The 18,724-nt window shown below is 37.9% G+C and carries 29 protein-coding genes; 17 read left to right on the forward strand and 12 right to left on the reverse strand.

Features of this window, described 5'->3' with window-relative positions; all coding sequences use genetic code 11:
• Position 1: 1 nt before the first annotated feature.
• The 11 genes from MTZ49_RS01560 to MTZ49_RS01610 all read right to left on the reverse strand — a co-directional run bounded on the left by MTZ49_RS01560 (position 2) and on the right by MTZ49_RS01610 (position 7,850).
• Positions 2-1,228 carry a phage head morphogenesis protein gene (locus MTZ49_RS01560; protein WP_264746667.1) on the reverse strand — a complete coding sequence of 409 codons (1,227 nt, stop codon included), beginning with the start codon at positions 1,226-1,228 and terminating at the stop codon, positions 2-4.
• Positions 1,212-2,690 carry a DUF935 domain-containing protein gene (locus MTZ49_RS01565; RefSeq protein ID WP_264746668.1) on the reverse strand — a complete coding sequence of 493 codons (1,479 nt, stop codon included), beginning with the start codon at positions 2,688-2,690 and terminating at the stop codon, positions 1,212-1,214. The genes MTZ49_RS01560 and MTZ49_RS01565 overlap by 17 nt, the downstream gene beginning before the upstream one ends.
• Complete coding sequence (locus MTZ49_RS01570; RefSeq protein ID WP_264746669.1) at positions 2,690-4,384, reverse strand: hypothetical protein; 1,695 nt, start codon at positions 4,382-4,384, stop codon at positions 2,690-2,692. Before MTZ49_RS01570 ends, MTZ49_RS01565 begins: the two co-directional genes overlap by 1 nt.
• A 1-nt stretch (position 4,385) precedes the next feature.
• Positions 4,386-4,943: a DUF3486 family protein gene (locus tag MTZ49_RS01575; protein ID WP_264746670.1), complete on the reverse strand. Its 558-nt coding sequence runs from the start codon at positions 4,941-4,943 to the stop codon at positions 4,386-4,388.
• Between the two features lie 2 nt (positions 4,944-4,945).
• Positions 4,946-5,242, reverse strand: a complete 297-nt coding sequence (locus MTZ49_RS01580) for a winged-helix domain-containing protein (protein WP_264746671.1) — start codon at positions 5,240-5,242, stop codon at positions 4,946-4,948.
• A gap of 9 nt (positions 5,243-5,251) precedes the next feature.
• Positions 5,252-5,533 carry a DUF2730 domain-containing protein gene (locus MTZ49_RS01585; RefSeq protein WP_264746672.1) on the reverse strand — a complete coding sequence of 94 codons (282 nt, stop codon included), beginning with the start codon at positions 5,531-5,533 and terminating at the stop codon, positions 5,252-5,254.
• A gap of 99 nt (positions 5,534-5,632) precedes the next feature.
• Complete coding sequence (locus MTZ49_RS01590) at positions 5,633-6,064, reverse strand: hypothetical protein (protein WP_264746673.1); 432 nt, start codon at positions 6,062-6,064, stop codon at positions 5,633-5,635.
• The gene (locus MTZ49_RS01595) at positions 6,061-6,564 is read right to left on the reverse strand and encodes a lysozyme (RefSeq protein ID WP_264746674.1); all 504 of its coding nucleotides are present in this window, start codon (positions 6,562-6,564) and stop codon (positions 6,061-6,063) included. Before MTZ49_RS01595 ends, MTZ49_RS01590 begins: the two co-directional genes overlap by 4 nt.
• Positions 6,565-6,661: 97 nt before the next feature.
• Positions 6,662-6,997, reverse strand: coding sequence for a hypothetical protein (locus tag MTZ49_RS01600; RefSeq protein ID WP_264746675.1), 336 nt, complete (start codon positions 6,995-6,997; stop codon positions 6,662-6,664).
• A 10-nt stretch (positions 6,998-7,007) separates the two neighbouring features.
• On the reverse strand, positions 7,008-7,436 hold the full coding sequence (locus tag MTZ49_RS01605) for a hypothetical protein (RefSeq protein WP_264746676.1): 429 nt from the start codon (positions 7,434-7,436) through the stop codon (positions 7,008-7,010).
• Positions 7,437-7,439: 3 nt separating this feature from the next.
• The gene (locus tag MTZ49_RS01610) at positions 7,440-7,850 is read right to left on the reverse strand and encodes a helix-turn-helix domain-containing protein (RefSeq protein ID WP_264746677.1); all 411 of its coding nucleotides are present in this window, start codon (positions 7,848-7,850) and stop codon (positions 7,440-7,442) included.
• Positions 7,851-7,961: 111 nt separating this feature from the next.
• Between MTZ49_RS01610 and MTZ49_RS01615 the strand changes: the two genes are divergently transcribed.
• Genes MTZ49_RS01615 through MTZ49_RS01695 form a run of 17 tightly spaced genes read left to right on the forward strand, consistent with a single transcriptional unit; the run spans position 7,962 to position 15,970 of the window.
• The gene (locus MTZ49_RS01615; RefSeq protein WP_264746678.1) at positions 7,962-8,189 is read left to right on the forward strand and encodes a DNA-binding protein; all 228 of its coding nucleotides are present in this window, start codon (positions 7,962-7,964) and stop codon (positions 8,187-8,189) included.
• 11 nt (positions 8,190-8,200) lie between these two features.
• Complete coding sequence (locus tag MTZ49_RS01620) at positions 8,201-8,524, forward strand: IclR family transcriptional regulator (protein WP_264746679.1); 324 nt, start codon at positions 8,201-8,203, stop codon at positions 8,522-8,524.
• Complete coding sequence (locus tag MTZ49_RS01625) at positions 8,517-9,482, forward strand: hypothetical protein (protein WP_264746680.1); 966 nt, start codon at positions 8,517-8,519, stop codon at positions 9,480-9,482. Before MTZ49_RS01620 ends, MTZ49_RS01625 begins: the two co-directional genes overlap by 8 nt.
• Positions 9,483-9,487: 5 nt before the next feature.
• The gene (locus tag MTZ49_RS01630; protein WP_264746681.1) at positions 9,488-9,646 is read left to right on the forward strand and encodes a hypothetical protein; all 159 of its coding nucleotides are present in this window, start codon (positions 9,488-9,490) and stop codon (positions 9,644-9,646) included.
• 3 nt (positions 9,647-9,649) lie between these two features.
• On the forward strand, positions 9,650-11,401 hold the full coding sequence (locus MTZ49_RS01635) for a DDE-type integrase/transposase/recombinase (RefSeq protein WP_264746682.1): 1,752 nt from the start codon (positions 9,650-9,652) through the stop codon (positions 11,399-11,401).
• 4 nt (positions 11,402-11,405) lie between these two features.
• Positions 11,406-12,572 carry an ExeA family protein gene (locus MTZ49_RS01640; protein ID WP_264746683.1) on the forward strand — a complete coding sequence of 389 codons (1,167 nt, stop codon included), beginning with the start codon at positions 11,406-11,408 and terminating at the stop codon, positions 12,570-12,572.
• A gap of 2 nt (positions 12,573-12,574) precedes the next feature.
• On the forward strand, positions 12,575-12,754 hold the full coding sequence (locus MTZ49_RS01645; RefSeq protein ID WP_264746684.1) for a hypothetical protein: 180 nt from the start codon (positions 12,575-12,577) through the stop codon (positions 12,752-12,754).
• Complete coding sequence (locus MTZ49_RS01650; protein ID WP_264746685.1) at positions 12,708-12,956, forward strand: hypothetical protein; 249 nt, start codon at positions 12,708-12,710, stop codon at positions 12,954-12,956. Before MTZ49_RS01645 ends, MTZ49_RS01650 begins: the two co-directional genes overlap by 47 nt.
• Positions 12,943-13,125: a hypothetical protein gene (locus MTZ49_RS01655; RefSeq protein ID WP_264746686.1), complete on the forward strand. Its 183-nt coding sequence runs from the start codon at positions 12,943-12,945 to the stop codon at positions 13,123-13,125. Before MTZ49_RS01650 ends, MTZ49_RS01655 begins: the two co-directional genes overlap by 14 nt.
• The gene (locus MTZ49_RS01660) at positions 13,122-13,439 is read left to right on the forward strand and encodes a hypothetical protein (RefSeq protein ID WP_264746687.1); all 318 of its coding nucleotides are present in this window, start codon (positions 13,122-13,124) and stop codon (positions 13,437-13,439) included. Before MTZ49_RS01655 ends, MTZ49_RS01660 begins: the two co-directional genes overlap by 4 nt.
• Positions 13,436-13,717, forward strand: coding sequence for a hypothetical protein (locus MTZ49_RS01665; RefSeq protein ID WP_264746688.1), 282 nt, complete (start codon positions 13,436-13,438; stop codon positions 13,715-13,717). Before MTZ49_RS01660 ends, MTZ49_RS01665 begins: the two co-directional genes overlap by 4 nt.
• Positions 13,710-13,994, forward strand: a complete 285-nt coding sequence (locus MTZ49_RS01670; protein WP_264746689.1) for an HU family DNA-binding protein — start codon at positions 13,710-13,712, stop codon at positions 13,992-13,994. Before MTZ49_RS01665 ends, MTZ49_RS01670 begins: the two co-directional genes overlap by 8 nt.
• Positions 13,995-14,038: 44 nt before the next feature.
• Positions 14,039-14,251: a hypothetical protein gene (locus MTZ49_RS01675; protein WP_264746690.1), complete on the forward strand. Its 213-nt coding sequence runs from the start codon at positions 14,039-14,041 to the stop codon at positions 14,249-14,251.
• 13 nt (positions 14,252-14,264) lie between these two features.
• Positions 14,265-14,822: a gp16 family protein gene (locus tag MTZ49_RS01680; RefSeq protein ID WP_264746691.1), complete on the forward strand. Its 558-nt coding sequence runs from the start codon at positions 14,265-14,267 to the stop codon at positions 14,820-14,822.
• Entirely contained in the window at positions 14,819-15,058 is a 240-nt protein-coding gene (locus tag MTZ49_RS01685) for a hypothetical protein (RefSeq protein WP_264746692.1), read from the forward strand. The genes MTZ49_RS01680 and MTZ49_RS01685 overlap by 4 nt, the downstream gene beginning before the upstream one ends.
• Entirely contained in the window at positions 15,055-15,603 is a 549-nt protein-coding gene (locus tag MTZ49_RS01690; protein WP_264746693.1) for a hypothetical protein, read from the forward strand. Before MTZ49_RS01685 ends, MTZ49_RS01690 begins: the two co-directional genes overlap by 4 nt.
• A gap of 1 nt (position 15,604) precedes the next feature.
• Entirely contained in the window at positions 15,605-15,970 is a 366-nt protein-coding gene (locus MTZ49_RS01695; protein ID WP_264746694.1) for a Mor transcription activator family protein, read from the forward strand.
• Between the two features lie 149 nt (positions 15,971-16,119).
• Here MTZ49_RS01695 and MTZ49_RS01700 read toward each other — a convergent pair whose 3' ends face one another.
• Positions 16,120-18,723, reverse strand: a complete 2,604-nt coding sequence (locus MTZ49_RS01700; RefSeq protein ID WP_264746695.1) for an RHS repeat-associated core domain-containing protein — start codon at positions 18,721-18,723, stop codon at positions 16,120-16,122.
• Position 18,724 lies beyond the last annotated feature (1 nt).

An 18,724-nucleotide genomic window follows, 5' to 3' on the forward strand; every position in this document is an offset into this window, starting at 1 on the left:
ATTAGCCCCTTAGATTTCCTTTTATCACTTGATAACCTAGGTTAATAAGTGGGTTTGATTCTATATTGATTAGTTTTAGCTGTTGTAATGGGTTGCTTAACTTAGTAGCGAATGGGTCTGTTAATAAGTGTAGGCTTACATCAGCCATTAGCTTTGAGGTTTCGCTATAGTCGTAAACATAACGCAGCGTATTAGTATTACTATTGAGTAATACCGCTTGTGGATTGCTTAACACCGTTGGCAATTGACTAGCTAGGGCAGCATCAATAGTAGGCTGTGTTAATATCTGGCGTAGCGTGTTATCACTTAAATCTATACTAGCGGTTTGTAGTATTTTGCTTTGTTGTTTCAATGGTTCAATAATGGCAGGCTCAATAGTACCAATAAATAACTGGTTATTGTTCATGCGTTGGTTATTGCTTACTGCTTGTATAAACTGGGTTAAATCAGTTTGTAAGCCACTGCTTACCGCTTCATTGCTTAGTAGTTGTTGGTTCATGGCGGCGGCTGGTTCGGCTGGTAGCTTGGTTGTTTTTTCTAAACTGGTTTGTATTTGTTGGGCAAATTGACTGCGCCCCGGTGCATAGTTCCAGCCGGGGTCTATGCCTTTGGGTACATCTTGCCATTCACCTTTATAGAATACTCTTACTGTTTCATCTGCTGGGGCGGTGTCTGCACCTGTTTTGCCCATGCGTTTTAGGTCGCGTAAGTTATGGGCTGTAATATAACACTGACAACCCCAGCCATTAGGGGTGTAATGTGTTTCCCACCACGGGTTATTCCATAATAATACTAGTTTATTCCATGCCTCGTGTTGTTCGCGTGGGGTTATAACTGCGTCTGAGTGGTTATACATCCAATAGGGGCGCACATCGCGCAGTTCCATTAGTTGACTATAACGGCCTGCATTATAACTAACACGTAGATTAGTTTCGTAGATGACACTGCTTCGCCATTCTCTGCCACCCTCTGGTTCCCAGCCGTAGTGGTCAAGTACTGCATAAAAGTCTTCGCGGAAGCGCTCAAGGGTTGAACCATCACGCATAGACCGCATTAACACTTGGTGTATATCTGTTATTAAGTCGGTACGATTAGCACCCGCTACTACAAAGGCGGTATTGTGAGCATCACGGCTAACAGTAGCATAGTCAATGCTAGGCAGCTTACGCTGCATGTAGTTAATCTGTTGCTCAAAGGGTAAGCTACCATAACTAGCGGCTATTGCCATTGCTATTTACCTCGTCTAGTACGTCGTTTTGGCCTGCTAAGTTAGCGGCTGTTATGGCTTGTTGCATAACGTCTGTATATTCGTCTAGGCTTAAACTAGGGGCAAGCGCTAACAGGGCTTTCTCTACTTCTTCAAAAGTAGTGGCCTGTTCAATGGCTGCTACTAAGGCTTCGCCCCATTTTTTAATAACAGGTTGCATATTTTTAGCTAATAGCGGTGTCATGGCGGCGGCTGGGTCGCTGGGGGTTGGTTCAGGCTCGGCAAAGCTTAGATTATTGTCGTTATCCGTTGCGGTGGTGTCGTCAATTTCCACAGCATAAGTATTTACAACATACTCAGTAGTAGGCTGCTTACCAGACATTTTAAAGACGATTTCATCACGTTTAGCGCGTTCTGTTTTGTCTTCTTCTTGCTCAAGATTGCGGGTTACTTCGGGTATTTCAGCGCCTGCAAAGTTCCACAAGGTAAGCCACTTAACCACGTTAAGGGTAAAGCTTTCATTAATAAGATCAGAATAGGCTTGCGTTATATTGTTTAATACGTCGCCTTGTAGTTCATCATTACCAAGCCTGCCCGGTGTGCCTTGCGTACTGGCGGTTTGTCCTAGAATAATCTTAGCAATGGCATTATTCATGGCCTCTATAAAGCTTTTGTAGTCACTAACACCATTTCTAGTGGCTTCGATTAGCGCAATTTCTGCCCCTTGTGGAATGATTATGCCGCTATCGGTTTGGATAGCCATAATAGCTTCTAGTAATTTGTTTTGTTCTTCTGGGGTGGCATTTATTGGAAATTTACCAACGGCCGTTGGCATGGCGAACTTTTCCATAAACATTGCCCAAAACTTCATACCGTTACGCTTAAAGAATACAGGCCAGTATAAGTAATGGGCTAACCCTAGGCCGTAAGGCTCGTCGTCATTGTCTGCACCTGTGGCATAGTGCCAGAAGTAAGGCGCTGGGCATGGGATACCCTCAAACATACTGGAACGGGTTAATAATCTAAGCTCGTTTTGTGTATTAAACCTAAAGCGCCTACGGTCTCTAACCTTAACGTCTTTTAAACCAATATAACGGCCATCTAATTTGTAGATGATTTCAGCTACTGCAAAGCCATAGTAAACACCGTATAGCATCTTGGTTGTAATATTATCAAAGCCTATGTTTTTTATTTGTTGCTCGATAAATTCAGCGGCTAGCTTATCTATGGGGCGATCTCCACCCGGTTTAACTTCCCAAGCATGTTTAGTAATACCTAGTTGTATCTGCTGAAAACTAGATTTTACTTGATCGTCGCTAAGTACTTCTTTGTAAATATCAAAATTACCACGCCCTCTGATTTTTAATACTTTGTCATTAGGTAGCATTAAGCCGTTAATATAAGGGCGTGTAATATCTCTACCATCACCCGTAGTGGCAATTTCAAGATTAAGCTTTGGTTTTTTGGGTATGTTATCAGTCATTAGTCGTTATAACCTCTGTAGTTTGTGCCACTAGTAACAGTTCCCCAGCCTTTAACAGTGGTTTTAATATGGTTGTCAATAATGCTGCTACGGGTTATGCCTAGTGCTTGAAAATTAAAAGGGGTAGTTAATTGGTTAAGCATGGCATAACGTAATAAGATAAACATTGCTGCACTATCCGCGTGGCGGTATAGCTCAGGCTCTTTTAAGTCTTTGGCACGAATGGCCGGTATCATCTTAACGCCGTCTATCTCGGTAATTTGTAGTAAATCTTGGGATAGATTGTTATCGCGTGGAATATCAATAAAACCACTTTCAAAAAGGTCTATTAATGGCTGTGTCCATTCTTTGTAGAAATTTCTAGTAATGTTAATCTGGTGGACGTACTCACGGCTGTATAGGTCGGCTAAGTCTTCGGCCAAGCCTTGCCCATTACCCGTAGCATCAATAGCCGCACAGGTAAATCTTGGTAGATTTTCTATAATGTATGAGGCTATTTGTACTTGTTGCATCTTGGGTACTTTGTGCATTTCAACCACAAAAGGCACTTTTAATTCTAAGATAGGGCTAATTTCACCTGTACCAATTACCGAAAAGTCTCTATGTCTGGCGTAGTCTTGCGCAAAAACATGGTTTAAAGTTGGGTCTACATATTCTTTTAAAACAGGGTCTATGTATTTATGTATCCAGTCTTCACCATAACTAACACGATCACTAACGGGCAAGTATTCAAAATCTTTATCTAATGACCAACGCAACACGGGGCGCACTTCGCGCATGGCGTTGTCAATCCATATACTAGGTAACGCAATACTAGTGCCAGCACGGGGTATGCAGTCTAATTCCTCTAGCATGGCGGCTGCCCTTGAACCATACGCACTGCGAATAGTTGTATACCATTCTTCTTTGCCTTGTGCGGTAGGTGTTTCGTTGGTCATTAAGCAAACACGTTCATAGAGGCCATTAGTTACCGCATCATCAAAGGTGGCTTTGTATACTATGGCACTGTTACCAAACTTACCGCCTTTAATATCGTTTATTAATTGGTTAAACGGGTTTTTAATTCCATTATGCGTACTGATAATACGAATTTTACCGCCCCAAATTAAAAGGGCTGTAGCAGCATCAATAACGGCCTGTACATCACCATGAAAAGCGGCCTCATCAATAACCACTTTACCCTGTAAACCACGAATATTGGCAGGGTTAGAAGATAACGCGACCACTTGAAAACCAGAACCAAAGCGAATGCGGTAACTGGTAATATATTTACTGTTGCCGTTTTCGTCTTGATCTTCAAATAAAAATTCTTCAATATCAGTAACGCCAAGCTTTTGTACTTTGGCAATACTGCGGGCAAACTTGGCTACATAGCCGATAAACTCTAAGCCTTTTTCTTTAGTATCGCCTATGTAGTAAACATTCATACCGCCTGCCTGTTTACTAGAAGCAGCTACTAAGGTATCTATTAAAGCTTCTACAAAGGTTATCCCCGTCCTACGGCCTTTTTCAGCCACAATAATTGGCGCGTCGAGTGCCATGTACTCGACTTGGTGCGCCATTAAAATGCCTTTAGCTAATGGGTTTAAATCAGCTTGTACTTGTTGTGTTGAGGGTGGTAGTTCGTTCCATTCAACAATACGCCTTGTATTTTTTTGTGGCTTTAATCTTTCGGGGGTAACTTTGCAGGCCATATTAATTAACCCCTAATACTTCACGTTTTAATAGGTCTACATAGTCAGCGCTTAAGCCTTGGGCTTTAGCGGTTTTTTCTAGGTTGTCTTGTTGTTCACGTAGTAACCGTTTGCGGGCTTCTTCTTCAATAGCTAAACGTTCTTTTAGTGATAATTCTCTAGCGCGCTGTATATCTAGGGCAGCTTTAGCCAATAGGCCAGCTTCTTTGATAATGATCTGGTTATCGTCTTTGTCTAGTTGCTCCATAGTTACCCGGCTTAGTAGCATGGTTAAAGATTGGGCTAAAAACATGCCTGTTTTATCGTCGGTATTCTCGCCAAGTTGACTAACATAAATATTAGCCATTTCTTTAAATTTGTTATGTTCTTCAAAACGTTTATTAAAGTTTTGACTAAAACGCCCAAGCGCAGAACGGCTGGGCTTGTTTTCTAGCTCAGGAAAATTATTATTAACCTCGTCTAATAGCTCACTAATAGTAAGGCGGTTTTCCCTTAGTAATTGCTGGATAAACTCAATTACTGGCTTAGGTAGTTTGTCTAAACTAGATTTACGCCCCATGTCTAAGCCCTCGGCCTTTTAACACCATCCACAGTGGCAAAACCGTTGGCTACATCTTCGCCACGTTCTGTAAGGGTGGCAATAAGTACCCCGTTAATATCTTCAATGGTTATTAACCCTTGCTCATCTAACCACCTTAAATGGGTTTTTACTTGGTCATGGCTTACCTTTAAGCCCCATTTTTTTAGTAGCTCTGTAATAATCGAATTATTAGAGGTGTAGCCGTTTAATTCGGTTAATACCCTTAGAATAACTAGTCGCTCTTGTTCGGTTAATAGCTCTTTGTAGGTTTGTTTCATTACATAGCCTCATTTAATGCCATTATTAATTAACGATTCATTAATCAATACTAGTGTGTTGTTCATGGCTTCTTGTTTGCCGTTAAGCTCTCTAACCTCTGCTAATAACTGGCTAAACTGGTTACTAGTGGGTAAGTATTCGACTTTTATTTCTAACTTGGTTAAGCGGTCTGTTAGCTCTTTTACTTCGGCTGTTTTGGCTGCTTCTCTACGTGAGAACAACGTAAATAAAAAAATACCAATCAGTAAAATAAACTGGATTAGCTGCCCTATGCTGTATTCTTCAATCATTCATCACCTCTAGGAAAAATAAGGTATTGAATAAGCGCAGCATGTCGCCAAGCGCATAGCCCGTACTGGTCGTATAGTTCTTTTAAGGTCATTACAATACTATCGCCTGTGTTGTGGGTTATCATTACTGGTGGGTCGCAATACACCATCAAGGCTGCTGGTATCGGTGGCGATTGCGGCGGCTGCGGCACGACTACGGGCGGCTTTGAGTTGCTGCATGATGACATCATCAAACACACAACTAGCCCTAGCATTTTTAGTGGCTTCAAGGTCATGTTCAAACTCTACAGTGGTTTTATAGTTAGCCTCTTTAGCTTGGGCGATAACTTTTTCAATCTCGCTGCTAGCTTTTTGGGCTTGTTGGGTTAAGTTTTTGGATTGGGCAATAATTGCCCTTAGTTCGCTAAGTTGTAGCGCATTGTGGGTGTTTTCGGCTTGTTGCTGGCCTTTGGTGTAGCCTATGTAGTAAATGCCAACTAAAGCAGGAACTAGACCGAATACGGCCATAATAGGACGGGCTAAATAACTCATAGACCAGCCTCGCACATGTTACGCTCAGCGGCACGACGATTAACTAGACCTTTTAATATTTTTACTTGTTTAGTGTTGCGATCTGTGGCTTTTATCCATTTCTCAAGCTCAGCACATGCCCCCAAATAATCAGTATTATTAAGTTTTTTAAGTAGAGTTGATTTGCGGAAATTCTCAGAACCAACATTAAATATAAACGACCTTAAAGCCGCTTCTAAGTGATTAGATAAGGGTACTTTTACATAGTTGTTAATAGCTTTTGTACCGTCTTCTAAGTCTTTAGCTAGAAGCTGGTAGCACTGGGCATCGGTTTTATATTGGCCTGCTTTGGCTGTTGCAGTATGGCCTATGCAGATAGTTACAACGCCTACAGGGTCTACATAAGCTTTATTATGCTTGCCTTCAAAGGGTAAAAGTAAGCCAAGTAATAGGATAAGTACAGGAATACTAATGCCTGTAATTACAGATAATTGTTTAATTGTTGGTTCATCAGCGACCATAAAAAATACCCCTTAATTATTAAGAGGTATCTTGCTTTTTTTATGGTTTTAAATCTTTTAGAAAATTCTAAAAAATTTTAATCTTACTATTTTTAAACTATGGCATTAGTCTTGCTCTGTCGGCTTGTGGTAACTCAAAGCCACTCATTCTTGAAATGCGCGTTAATACATTATTATTAAATTGTAGTTCTACCATTTTAGTTTTAACGCCCATAGGGTCTGCACTAGAAAAAACAAAAACTAAAAAAGTACCACTATCATTATTTACTGTTTGGTATGGTGTACCTTTTAAAATGCTTTCGGCATCGTATGGGGTAGTAACACCTATTTGTAATTGGCTAATGTTTTGTTCTTTAAAATCATAGCCAGAAGTAGCACAGGCAGTCAATAAAACAAAAGCAGTGATAGTAAAAAGTATTTTAATTAATTGCATTAGTCCTCCTTTAACGCTTTTTAAGTAAATAATTAATTAGAAAATATAATAAATAACTTAATGCTACAGTTAATAAAGAAATTAATAAACTACTAAGAATGGCTCTATTAAAGTTCTGTACAATATGAAAAATATTTTTTTGATTTTCGACTTTAGTCAAATATAAATTTAATACAGTTAGAGTTAATGTTAGACCTACTGTTAATAAAAAAAATAACTGTAGTTTTTTTGCTATTTTTAAACGGTTTTGTTTTTTTTGTTCTTCTTCTAAAATAGTTAAACAAGGGTTGCAAATATCATCATTTAAATTTATCCAGCTTCTTTGACAATATGGACAGGGTTTGTATTTGTCTGGATTAATATTGATATTTACATAGTCACGGCCAGCTAAAATATTACCTCTATTGTTCGAGCCTTTTATTTTAATATCAGTACCCACAATTTACTTCCTCAATTTGATATTTCCCGTTGCTATATTGCCAGTATTATTGTCGCCTTTTATTGATACTTTAGTATTAGCTTTGCCTTTTTTCTTCTCATCACTGCTGGAAATATCAACACCCGTTAAAGCTAAAACCATCAAACGCTTTTTATTTTCTTCTGGTAGTTTTCTATAAGCGTCTAACATCACTTGTTCTTCTGGTGTTATAGCTGCCTGTGAACGTTGACCAGTTACAATATATGTGACATCAACGCCTACAGTATTTAGCGCGGATAACTGCAATGCTGTAGGGTATGTTGTGCCTTTCTCCCAATCGCTTAACGTTCTTTTTCCAGCGCCAGCAATTACCGCAAATTCTGACAGTGTGAGTTTTAGTCTTTCCCTTTCTTCTTTTATTCGAGCGCCTATCATTTAGCAATTATCCGCAATATTTATATTTACAATTGCAGATTTCCGCAATATAATAAACATAAATTAATTTAAAGTATTTTGATAATTTTACCAACAATAGGAGAAAGGTCAATGCAAGTACCATACGCACTGCCCAAAACAAAGCCTTATACACATGAACAAGTAAAAGCCTTATTTAAAAAGGCTGGTATTCCTATAGCTCAATGGGCTAAAAAAAATAATTTTCCTGTAAACCGTGTTTACTTATTAACGAATGGATTAATAAAAGGCAATTATGGTGTATCCCATGATATAGCTATTAAATTGGGGTTAAAAATCCCAGAAATACAAGTAGCATAAGGGGTTAAGCCATGATTGAAGAAACAGGCATAAACAAAAGCGCCTTAAAATCATTAGAAGTATTAAAAGCCATGCGCGGAAAAAGTATTGCTGGTTTTACTAATAATGAACTAGCTACACAGTTAAAGGAAACACCTACCAATATTACCCGCGCCTTAAATACCCTTATAAGTGCTGGCTTAGTTGAGAAATGGGACGATAACCGATTCCGCTATAGCTCTCTACTGCTTGAAATAGCACACGCCCATACTTTAGAAACACAAGAAACAGTACAAAGAACTAACCAACGTTATAACCAAATTACAGCAAATGCGAGGGCTTTATTAAATGGCTAAGAAAACCAAGACTACTGTAGCTGAGACTACAGAAAACCAAGAACTAGAAATAGTACAAGAAGTAGCTGTACAGTCTTCTATAGCGGATAACTCTGTAATAGCTTCTTATGAAATTTTCAAAGCTATTGGCCGTATTGAAACATCACATTTTTATGCGACAATTTCAGATTTAGCCATAGCTAAACAGTTTGAAGAAATAAAAAACAGCAAGAAATATAAGGACTTACCATATAATGACGCCGACGGAAATGTGCGACATGTCGCAGATTTAGAGGAATTTTGCCAAGTCTTTTTACATAAATCCTACAGACGCTGTGCCGAACTTTCGCAAAACCTTAATTTATTAGGTGAGGAATTATACCAACAAGCCGAACAAATAGGCTTTAGGGCTAGGGATTACCAAGCATTAAAGGCTTTGCCTGCTGACGATCAGGAAATAGTTAAACAAGCTATAGAAACTCAAGACCGCGACAAAGTAATAGAGTTACTACAGGAAATGGCTGTTAAGCATAAAAACGATAAAGAAAACCTTACTAAAGACCTTGAAGAAGCCAAGGGCAGCTATGACGCTTTAAGCAAAGTAACCGAAAAGAAAGGAAAAGAGTTAGACAAGGTTAAGCTGGAACTTGAAAAAACCAAAAAACGTATAGCTAACCTAGAACCAGAAGAAGTGGGCGAAGAACTACGCCAAGAAGCCACTGTAGCTGCTACCACTGTAGAGGGCATGATATATGGCAATTTATTAATAGCTATGCAGGCTTTACAAGACCATCAAAACAAAACAGGCATAGACCATGAAGCAACTATGACAGGTTTAGTTATTTCTGTTAAGCGCGCTGTTAATTTTGTTAGCAACCAATTAGGACTACCAGACCAATTAACCGAAAGCCTTGTAAATGACTGGCAAGCACCTAACGCTGAGGAACTAGTAAAAGCCGAGTTAGGTATAGGGGAATAATTGCAATGAATGAATTTAAATTTAATACCTTAGTTACTTTGTTACTTGTCATTCTTCTAAACCAGTATGTAGCCAGTAATAACCTTGTAATAGCAAGCTTAACCGCTATTTTAGTTATTGCTAGTGGTTGTGCTGGATTGTATTTTTATTTTAAAGGTAAGTAAGCCATGAATAACCCTGCTATTAATCAACTTATTGCAGAAGCAGCTAAACAGATAGCCAGCGCTAAGCATGGGCAAAACATGGCTATTTATGAGGGATTAGCAGCAAAATTAAATAAATCAACCCGTACAGCTATTAACTTAGTTAAAAAGTTTGTAGATAAAGGTACACGTAAAAAACGTAGTGACGCGGGCAAGTTTGCGCTTTCAATCACTGACGCGCAACACATATCCGCCTTATTAATGCTTAGCCTACGCAATAACAACAAAAAGCAACTTTCTAGTATTGAATTAGCGGTAGAACGTTTACAAGCTGAGGGCATGATTAATGCCGTATCTACTAACGAAGAAACAGGCGAAGTTAAACCACTTTCAACCAGTGCTATTATTAATGCTCTGTATGGTTATAACTTACACCCTAAACAGCTATTACAACCAGAACCAGCTACACGCTTAGCCAGTGAACACCCCAACCACGTTTGGCAAATAGACGCCTCTATTTGCGCCCAGTATTATTTAGATGATAACGGCCTAGAAAAAATAGACCCCTCTGAATACTACGACGGCAAGCCAGAAAACCTTAAACGCATAGAAAAGAAGCGTTTACAACGTTATGCAATTACAGACCATGCCACAGGCACTATCTATGCTGAATACACGCTAGGCAGTGAAAGTGCCGAAAGCCTATGCAATTGTTTAATTAATGCCATACAGCAACGGGGCAAATACCCCTTTTATGGTGTACCTAAAATAATCATGACAGACCCCGGAGCAGCTATGAAGTCTGCCATGTTCCGTAACCTATGCAGGGCGCTTGGTATAACCTTAATTATTAACAAAGTTAAAAATGCACGGGCTAAAGGTTCAGTAGAGAAAGCACACGATTTAATCGAATGTAATTTTGAAAGCGGTTTAAAACTACGCCCAGCAAGTAACTTAAACGATCTTAACAAGTTGTTGCATGTTTGGATGCACCACTACAACACCTTTAAAACCCATAGCCGCACAGGTAAAAGCCGCTACAGTGTTTGGCAAACAATCACTAAAGAACAGCTAAGACTAGCCCCTAGTGCAGATATATGCCGCGAATTAGCCATAAGCCAACCCCTAGAGCGTAAAGTTAATGTATACCTAACAGTATCATTTAGAGGCCATGAATATGACGTTAGCCAAGTACCTAATGTGCTAGTAGGTGAAAAATTACTTATTACCCGTAACCCTTGGCGAGATGATGACAGCGCCCAAGTAGTGTTAGTTAATGAAGATGGCCGCGAGTACTTCCAAGTTGTAGAGCGTGTTAATAAAAATCAATACGGCTTTACAGATACCGCCGCCATTATTGGTACTAACTACAAACAACATGCCGAAAACCCAGCACAACAAAACATTAAACAACTAGACCAGTTAGTAACTGGTACTAACAGTGTAGAAGAAGCAGAACAAGCCAAGAAAGCTAAGCAACTACCTTTTAAGGGTGCAATTGACCCCTTTAAAACCATTAAAGATACCGAGCTACCCGCATTCTTACCTAAACAGGGTAGCGAGTTAGAAACAACAATAGCTATACCTACTGTAGTAGAAGTTAATTTAACCCTAACCGCTATGGCTAAACAGCTTAAAGGCTTACTGGGTGAATGGTCGCCACAACACATGGCATGGCTACAAAAGCACTACCCACAAGGCGCACCAGAAAACGAACTTAACACCATAGCAGAACGCTATAAACAACGCCCCCGCTTAAGTGTGGTAGGAGGTTAAAACAATGCTACAGCTTAAACAAGTCATAGCAGATCACAGGCTTAAACAGTCGAATTTAGCCCAATATCTTAATGTTAGTAATACCGCCGTATCTTTATTAATTAACTTAAATACATGGCCTAAAAAGACAGATAAGGCCGAATTTAAGCAACGCATTATTAGCTGGTTAGCTCAAAAAGGTATAACTGCTAATGATAGTGTTTTTAATGTAGTGACTGAGGGCGGCCACCCCCAGCCACTATTGGAAATATCCCCACCTACAAATAATGAGGACTATTATATGATACTTGAAAAACAGCATTTAACCAAAGCTGCCGGAAATGCTTTTGATTTAAAAGTAAATCCCTTTGACGAACCGCGCAGTATTGACGACCTTTATCTATCGCCAGAAGCAAAAATACTCTATGAAGATTTATATATAGCGACTAAATGTTCACAGTTTATAGCTGTTATTGGTGAGTCTGGCAGCGGCAAAACAACCCTTAAAAAAGCATTAAAAGCCCGTGTAGCTAGGGCTAAAGACAAAGTTATCTTTGTAGAACCCTATATTATAGGAATGGAAAGCAACGACCAAAAAGGAAAGTCATTAAAAGTAACCCAAATTATAGACGCTATTAAGGCTGCTATTGCGCCTACTGCTGCTAAACCTAGATCAATAGATGATCGTTTTAGACAAGTTCATACGTTAGCGGCTGAGGCTGTCAGCAATGGCTATCAAATTGTTATTATCATAGAAGAAGCCCACAGCCTGCCAAATGATACGCTAAGACACTTTAAGCGCATACTGGAAATGGAAAGCCCAGACGGATTTAACAGCCTATTTACTGTGCTACTTATTGCCCAGCCAGAACTATTGCTAACCTTAAGTAAGCATAACAAAGAAATTCGCGAAGTAACCCAGCGCTGTACAATAGAAAAGCTAGCCCCTGTAACTAATTACTTAGAAGATTATCTAGCCCATACCTTTAACAAAGCCAATAAAAAACTAGCCGAAGTGATCGACCAAAGCGGCATAGATGAACTTAAGCAAAAACTTAGCTACCGCCGTTACGGTGAAACAGAACCGAACCATTATCCACTAGTGATTAATAACACCCTTATTGCCGCTATGAATATAGCAGCCGAAACAGGCCAAAGTCTTATTACTGGGGAGATCATAAAAGAGGTGTAGCAATGTCCACCTTTAATGATTTTATGAATCACTTAATGGCTAACAAAGGCGGCTGCTGTCATGCACCAAGCGGCCGCTATTGTGAACAAGGTAAACGGCTTAAAGAAGCTTATACTCACGAAGGTAAAAAAGCTTATGACAAACTTAGACAACGTAGAAACACAGGCTTTAACAGATACTAAGGCTATTGTTAATTGGCGATTGATTGGTATTGCTTTAGTTTTTGCACGTAGAAGAAAAGAAAAGGTAACCATAGTAGCCAAAGGCAAAAACTTTTTTCATTTATTCCAGCATGGCCGCGTTGTTGGCTTTGCTTCTGATTATGTCAATGCACTAGATAAGGCTAGCAAATTAGAGCGAGGTGTATTTCATGCCAAAGCATAAAACACCCGTTACTACTATAAAGCAAATACTAGCGGACTTTGATAGAACTATGCTTGCTAACCAAGTCGAGTTATTTGTTAAAAATGGCGGAACTATTAAGCAGCTAGCCAGCTATAAAGACAAGCAGCTAAACATTAACCCTTGTGGCTGGCAAAGGGAGACATTATGACCGATAAAAAAATACAACTTTATAGACCTAGTAATAGCTATGAGGGCGACTGGTTTCATTGCGAATGGTGTCGCAAATGTGCGCGTGATTCTGCCATGAATGAAGGGTTATCAATAGATGAATGTGACGATAGCCAAAAATGCGAGATTTTGGGCGATACGTTTATTTATGAGGTTGACGATCCTGACTACCCTAAACAATGGCAATACAACGAACAAGGCCACCCGATCTGCACTGCTTTTATTGCAGAAGGTGAACCTATACCGCCTATACGTGAAGATAAAACTATAGATATGTTCGAGGGTGAACAATGATTGAAGCTAACAAAGTATTTACAACTAAAGAGCATGGCGAAATTGTAGCCCATGCCAACACTAGAAGTGATGGTACGCGCATAGAATTTAAGTATAAATATCTAGGCGCTAATTTTACTACCTCTATTTACATGTTTCCAAAGGAAGCAAACGAAGCCGATCTATTAAAAGCTACTGATTTTCTAAATTCATTAACTGAGGAAAAAGCCGCCCAGTTATTGACCAACTACAAAAACGGCTTAAAACCACAATACAACGGAGATTTAAACAATGTCTAAGACTATTAATCATGCAGACTTAGTAGAAGCTGTAGCAGCTAAAACCGAAGAAGCACAAACGACTGTTAAAAGTGTACTAGCTGCTTTAGCAGAAGTAGCTACAGAAAACTTAAAAAAAGATGTAATTGTTACATTACATGGCTTAGGTAAGTTAAAACCTATTAAGCGTAATGCCCGTATAGGCCGCAACCCTAAAACACGCGAACCAGTAGAAATAGCTGCTAGTAGATCAGTTAAATTTACTTTAACTAAAGATTTAAAAGAAGCTTTAAATTAACCCTAATTGCCCCTAGCAATAGGGGCTTTACCTATGGTGGCATTATGACAAATGAACAACTAGCTATTTTATTAAGAGATATACAAACGTCTTTAGACTGTGGTATTGCACATGCTGAATACATAATTAAAACAGAATGCCCAGAATTAAAAAATGTTTTAGGAAACCTAAAAACTAACGCTTTTATGTCTTTAAAAGCATTAAATGATGAACTAAGGCAAAAAATTAACTCTTTAACTCCAACTAAATTTCCTTAGCAGGTATTGTGTTATGGCTAGACAATCTCAAATAGCTAAAATTCATATTGCTAAACAGCAATTAAACATACCAGAAGACGCTTATAGGCTAATGCTTAAGCGCTTTGGTGTTACATCATCTAAAGATTTAACTATTGTACAAGCTGAAAGGGTAATAGATGAATTTATAGCTAAAGGCTGGAAGCCTAAAAAACCTAACAAGGCCAAAGGTAAACCACATAACTTTGATAATCAGCCAGCTATCATGCAAAAACTAGAAGCATTACTAGCTGACATGAAACTAGATTGGAATTATGCCGATAGCATGGCAAAGCGCATGTTTAAAGTTGATAAAGTAGCATGGATTAAAAAAGAGCAACAATTGCATGATATTGTTGCAGCCCTTTACTATAAGCAACAAAAAGACTACTACCACAACATAATTAATGACCTATGCCAAAAACATAATATTTCTAATGAAGAAAAAGCACGTTTTTTAAGTTATACCAAGGGTGGCGAATGGGTAGAGCGCAAACAAAAATTTGAAGATGTTATTAATACTTTAAGTAATTTAGAGGGGCGTAGCTTATGAGTAAGGTAGCTATATCAACGCTTAATAATGAGCAACTAAGGCAGCTTATAAAAAACAAAATTTCTAGCCGTAGATTATCAAAATACTATTGTTGTGTATTAGTAGATTATCATTCAATACTTTTATGTGCTTCTATTATGTCATCTTCTAATCAAAGCAAAATTATAGATGACGCAAAAAAACTGCTTACTTTAATGTTTGGTGAAACTGTTAATAGTTCTTTGGTGAATAAATGATACAGATTCAATGCCCCTGCTGTGCTGCTACTTTTCCTCTTGAAGCTGGTTTTGTAGAAGTTGACGGAAAAAAGCTAGCAGCTTTAACTGGTGAATTGCAACCAGCACTAGCAAAGGCTGCTTTACTCTATTTAAGGCTGTTTAGCCCTGCAAAAAGTGCTTTAAAAAATAGTAAAGCTATTAAGTTATTGGATAGTTTAATAATACTTATTAAGGCTGGTACTGTAACTAATGACGCTCGAACCAATGAAACAAAGCCAGCAACTATGGAAATGTGGCTAGCAGGGTTAGAACAAGTAACAGAGCAATATAGCAGCTTAACCTTACCGCTTAAAAACCATAACTATTTAAGGGCTATAGTGTGGGGTATCGCCAGCGATCCTAAACAAGCACAACTATTAATACCTAAAGCAGCTAAAAAGGTAACCAGTACACAAGAAGAAAAAAACGAAAAAATAGCCGCAATTTATTCCGATCTGCGGCTAGGTCTAATTAATGAAGAACAAGCACACCAGCTTATAAGCCAATTAAAGATTGGGGGTTAGTATGGAATATCATGTATCAGAACAAGCCAAGCGTAGAAACGGTTTTTTTGAAGATTTAATAGACGGCTTAACGCGCCACTTGATAGCCAATAATATTAATGAACCAGAAAAAGCAGCCGAAGAAATAGCGCTCAAACTTCACGAAGAATGGAGAGGGCAAAATTTAAATTTTCCAGCTAAACCGCGTTTATACTTTGAGCGGTTAAAAGAGCAAGTAATCTCTGAATATACAGGCTATAATAAAACGGAATTATTAAGACGGCATAACATTTCCGAAAGCACTCTTTATAAATGGATGAACCAAAAATTAAAAGAAGCTAAAAAAAGGGAAATAGATCAAAATGGGCAAGTAATGTTTAAACTTTAAAATATTTATTTTAATTTTTAAGGTTAAATTGTTTACTTTAAAACTTGCCCTTTATTTTTTCACTATTTGAAAACCTTTTACAATTTTAATCCCACTATATACCAATAATAATTATAATATCCCGCAATTATGAAACTTTTTTCTATTATTTATGAAGCTAGTAAACATCTTTCATTACCTTGCTGAGATAATTTCCAGATGTCTTTAATATTACTGTTCAAAAACTCTTCAGGAAATTTTCCTCGAATACTTCCTTTGCATTTTTCTTGTATCCATTTTGAAGCATTAGACTCCATTTTTTTTATAAACTCATTTACGATTCTTGCATTCTTTGGATCCAAAGAATCTAGTAAGTTTTTTAACCCTTTCACATCACCTCTAGCCATATAAGCTTTTATTTTGGCATGTTGTGTCGAATCACCTGGCAAAGGAATAGCTAACCCATAAGGGTCATTATATGATATTGGATTCCCTTCAACATAAAGAAAAGTATTCCACCCCCCCTCAAGCCCTATAGGATCACTCTGACTATATCTACCCAAATCAGGAATATAGGTTCTAAAATAGTTATAGTGGAAACCTGTTTCTGAGTCAAAATACTGACCAGCAAAACGCAATGGAATAGTGGTATTGACTCCTGTACCTAACGGGTCTTCATTTGCCATTGTAGTACCATAAGCATCACTTTGCCAACTCCAAACTTTTTGTCCATTTTGGTTAGTTGCCCATCTTGGGGTATCTAAATGGTCACTATGAATATAGTAGACTGTTTGCGCACTTGCTACACCATTCGTAAAAGGAACTTCTATTTGGGCAATTGGCATTGTATCTAACCATGCCCAGTAGATTTCTTTTACTTTTTCCTTGTTGGCATTATATTGTGTTTCACTAATTAGCTGACCAATATCGTTATACATAAATGTACTAATACTGCCATCTTCCTTAACTTTAATAGTACGCTCACCATAAGCATTATGAATATAACGAGCTAACGTCGTTTGTACATTATTTTCTGTTTTTATCACTTTTGAAAAACGATTGCTTTCATCATACTCATAGGTTTTTGTGTTGTCTTTAAAGGATGTTATATTATTTATAATGTCTTTCTTATAGTAAGTACCATTGATACCAGAAAGGACATTTCCTCCAGCATAAGTTGCTTGTTGTAGACCTTGATCACTCTGACGTGTAGTTCGATTACCCACAATGTCGTAACTATAGGTGATAGTTGACTCTCCTTGCTCTTTGGTAAGTCGATTGAATTCATTATATTCATAATTGGTAGTACCAAATTGGCTATCGACTATTTGGGTTATATTGCCATTAACATCATATTGATAATTAGTAGTAACTGTACCTATGGTTTGTTGGGTGAGTTGACCATCTAAGTCATAACTACGGCTTAGCATTAAACCATTTTCCCATGTTAATCCAGTAATACCTTGTTGGAAAGGTTGGTAGGTAATGTGGTTAACTAAGGTAAGTGTTCTACCATTTTGAACCAATGTAATGGCAGTAATTTGCCCTCCTATATTTCTCGTATATCTTAGGGTAGCTAGACCATAATCTGTTGTTAATACACGACCTGCTTTATCATAAGTGTAGTTAATAACTTGTTGATCGCCTAATAACTCGCCATCTAGTTTTAATTGCCTTTTTTCCTGAGCAACTAATCCTAAATTATTGTAGTTATATTCTGTAGTACCACTACTATCATTAATCGAGGTTAAATAACCTATATTATAAAAACCTGTCACAGGTTGATCATAAATATATTCTATATTTAATTCAGGCTTATTAGGATAAACTTGGTTGATTAAGCGATTAAGTCCATCATAACTATATTGAGTAATATGACCTCTAGCATTAGTTTCTTTTACTAAGTTACCTGCTTTATCGTATCTATTTGTTGTGGTACCAGTTGCACTACTTTGTTCTTCAACCACCTGATTAAGGTCACTGTAAGCAAACCAAGTACTACTATTCCCAAAATCTTTTTCTATAGTCACATTACCATGTACATCACGATCATGATAATTATAGTATTTACCATAATAATCTCGAGTTAAATAGTTATCTGCATTATAACTGTGGGTAATTTGAGTACCTTTTGGATCTGTTTCTGATAAAGGTTTGCTATGAGTACCATAAGAGTATTGATAGGCTTGATTAGTTGATCCTACTAAAGCTAATACACGCCCTAACTCATCAAATTGACGTTTTAATTGATAGGTAATAGTGGTACCTTTTTTAACTATTTCTTCGGTACGATTACCCATTGCGTCATAAGTATAATTAATACTGTCATTAAGATTATTTTTAATGGAAGTTAATCGCTTAGCCTCATCCCACGTATAGCTTAGTACACTATTATCAGGAAAGGTTACTTTCGTTATTTGACCTATTTCATCATAGGTAAAACGTGTTGTTGATTCAGCCGTTGTAATACTGGCTAGCCATCCTTGCGTTGTATAGGTTAGTGTACTAATAATAGCATTTTCGTCGGTTATCGTTTGAGGATTTCCATAGTTATCAAAATTACTATAAGTAACAGTATGACCTAATGGGTTTACAATACTTGTTAATTGTCCATCATTGTTATAGTTATAATGTGTAATATCTTCCACATCATAGCGTGATCCATCAATACTCGTTATTTGCCCCATATTATTATAGGTATACTTTATTGTTTGCTCTGCATGAATTGTAGATACTGCTAATGCAAGCAGCATCGGTATCACTTGTTTTTTCATT

It is taken from the genome of Entomomonas sp. E2T0 (assembly GCF_025985425.1).
Taxonomy (GTDB): Bacteria; Pseudomonadota; Gammaproteobacteria; order Pseudomonadales; family Pseudomonadaceae; genus Entomomonas.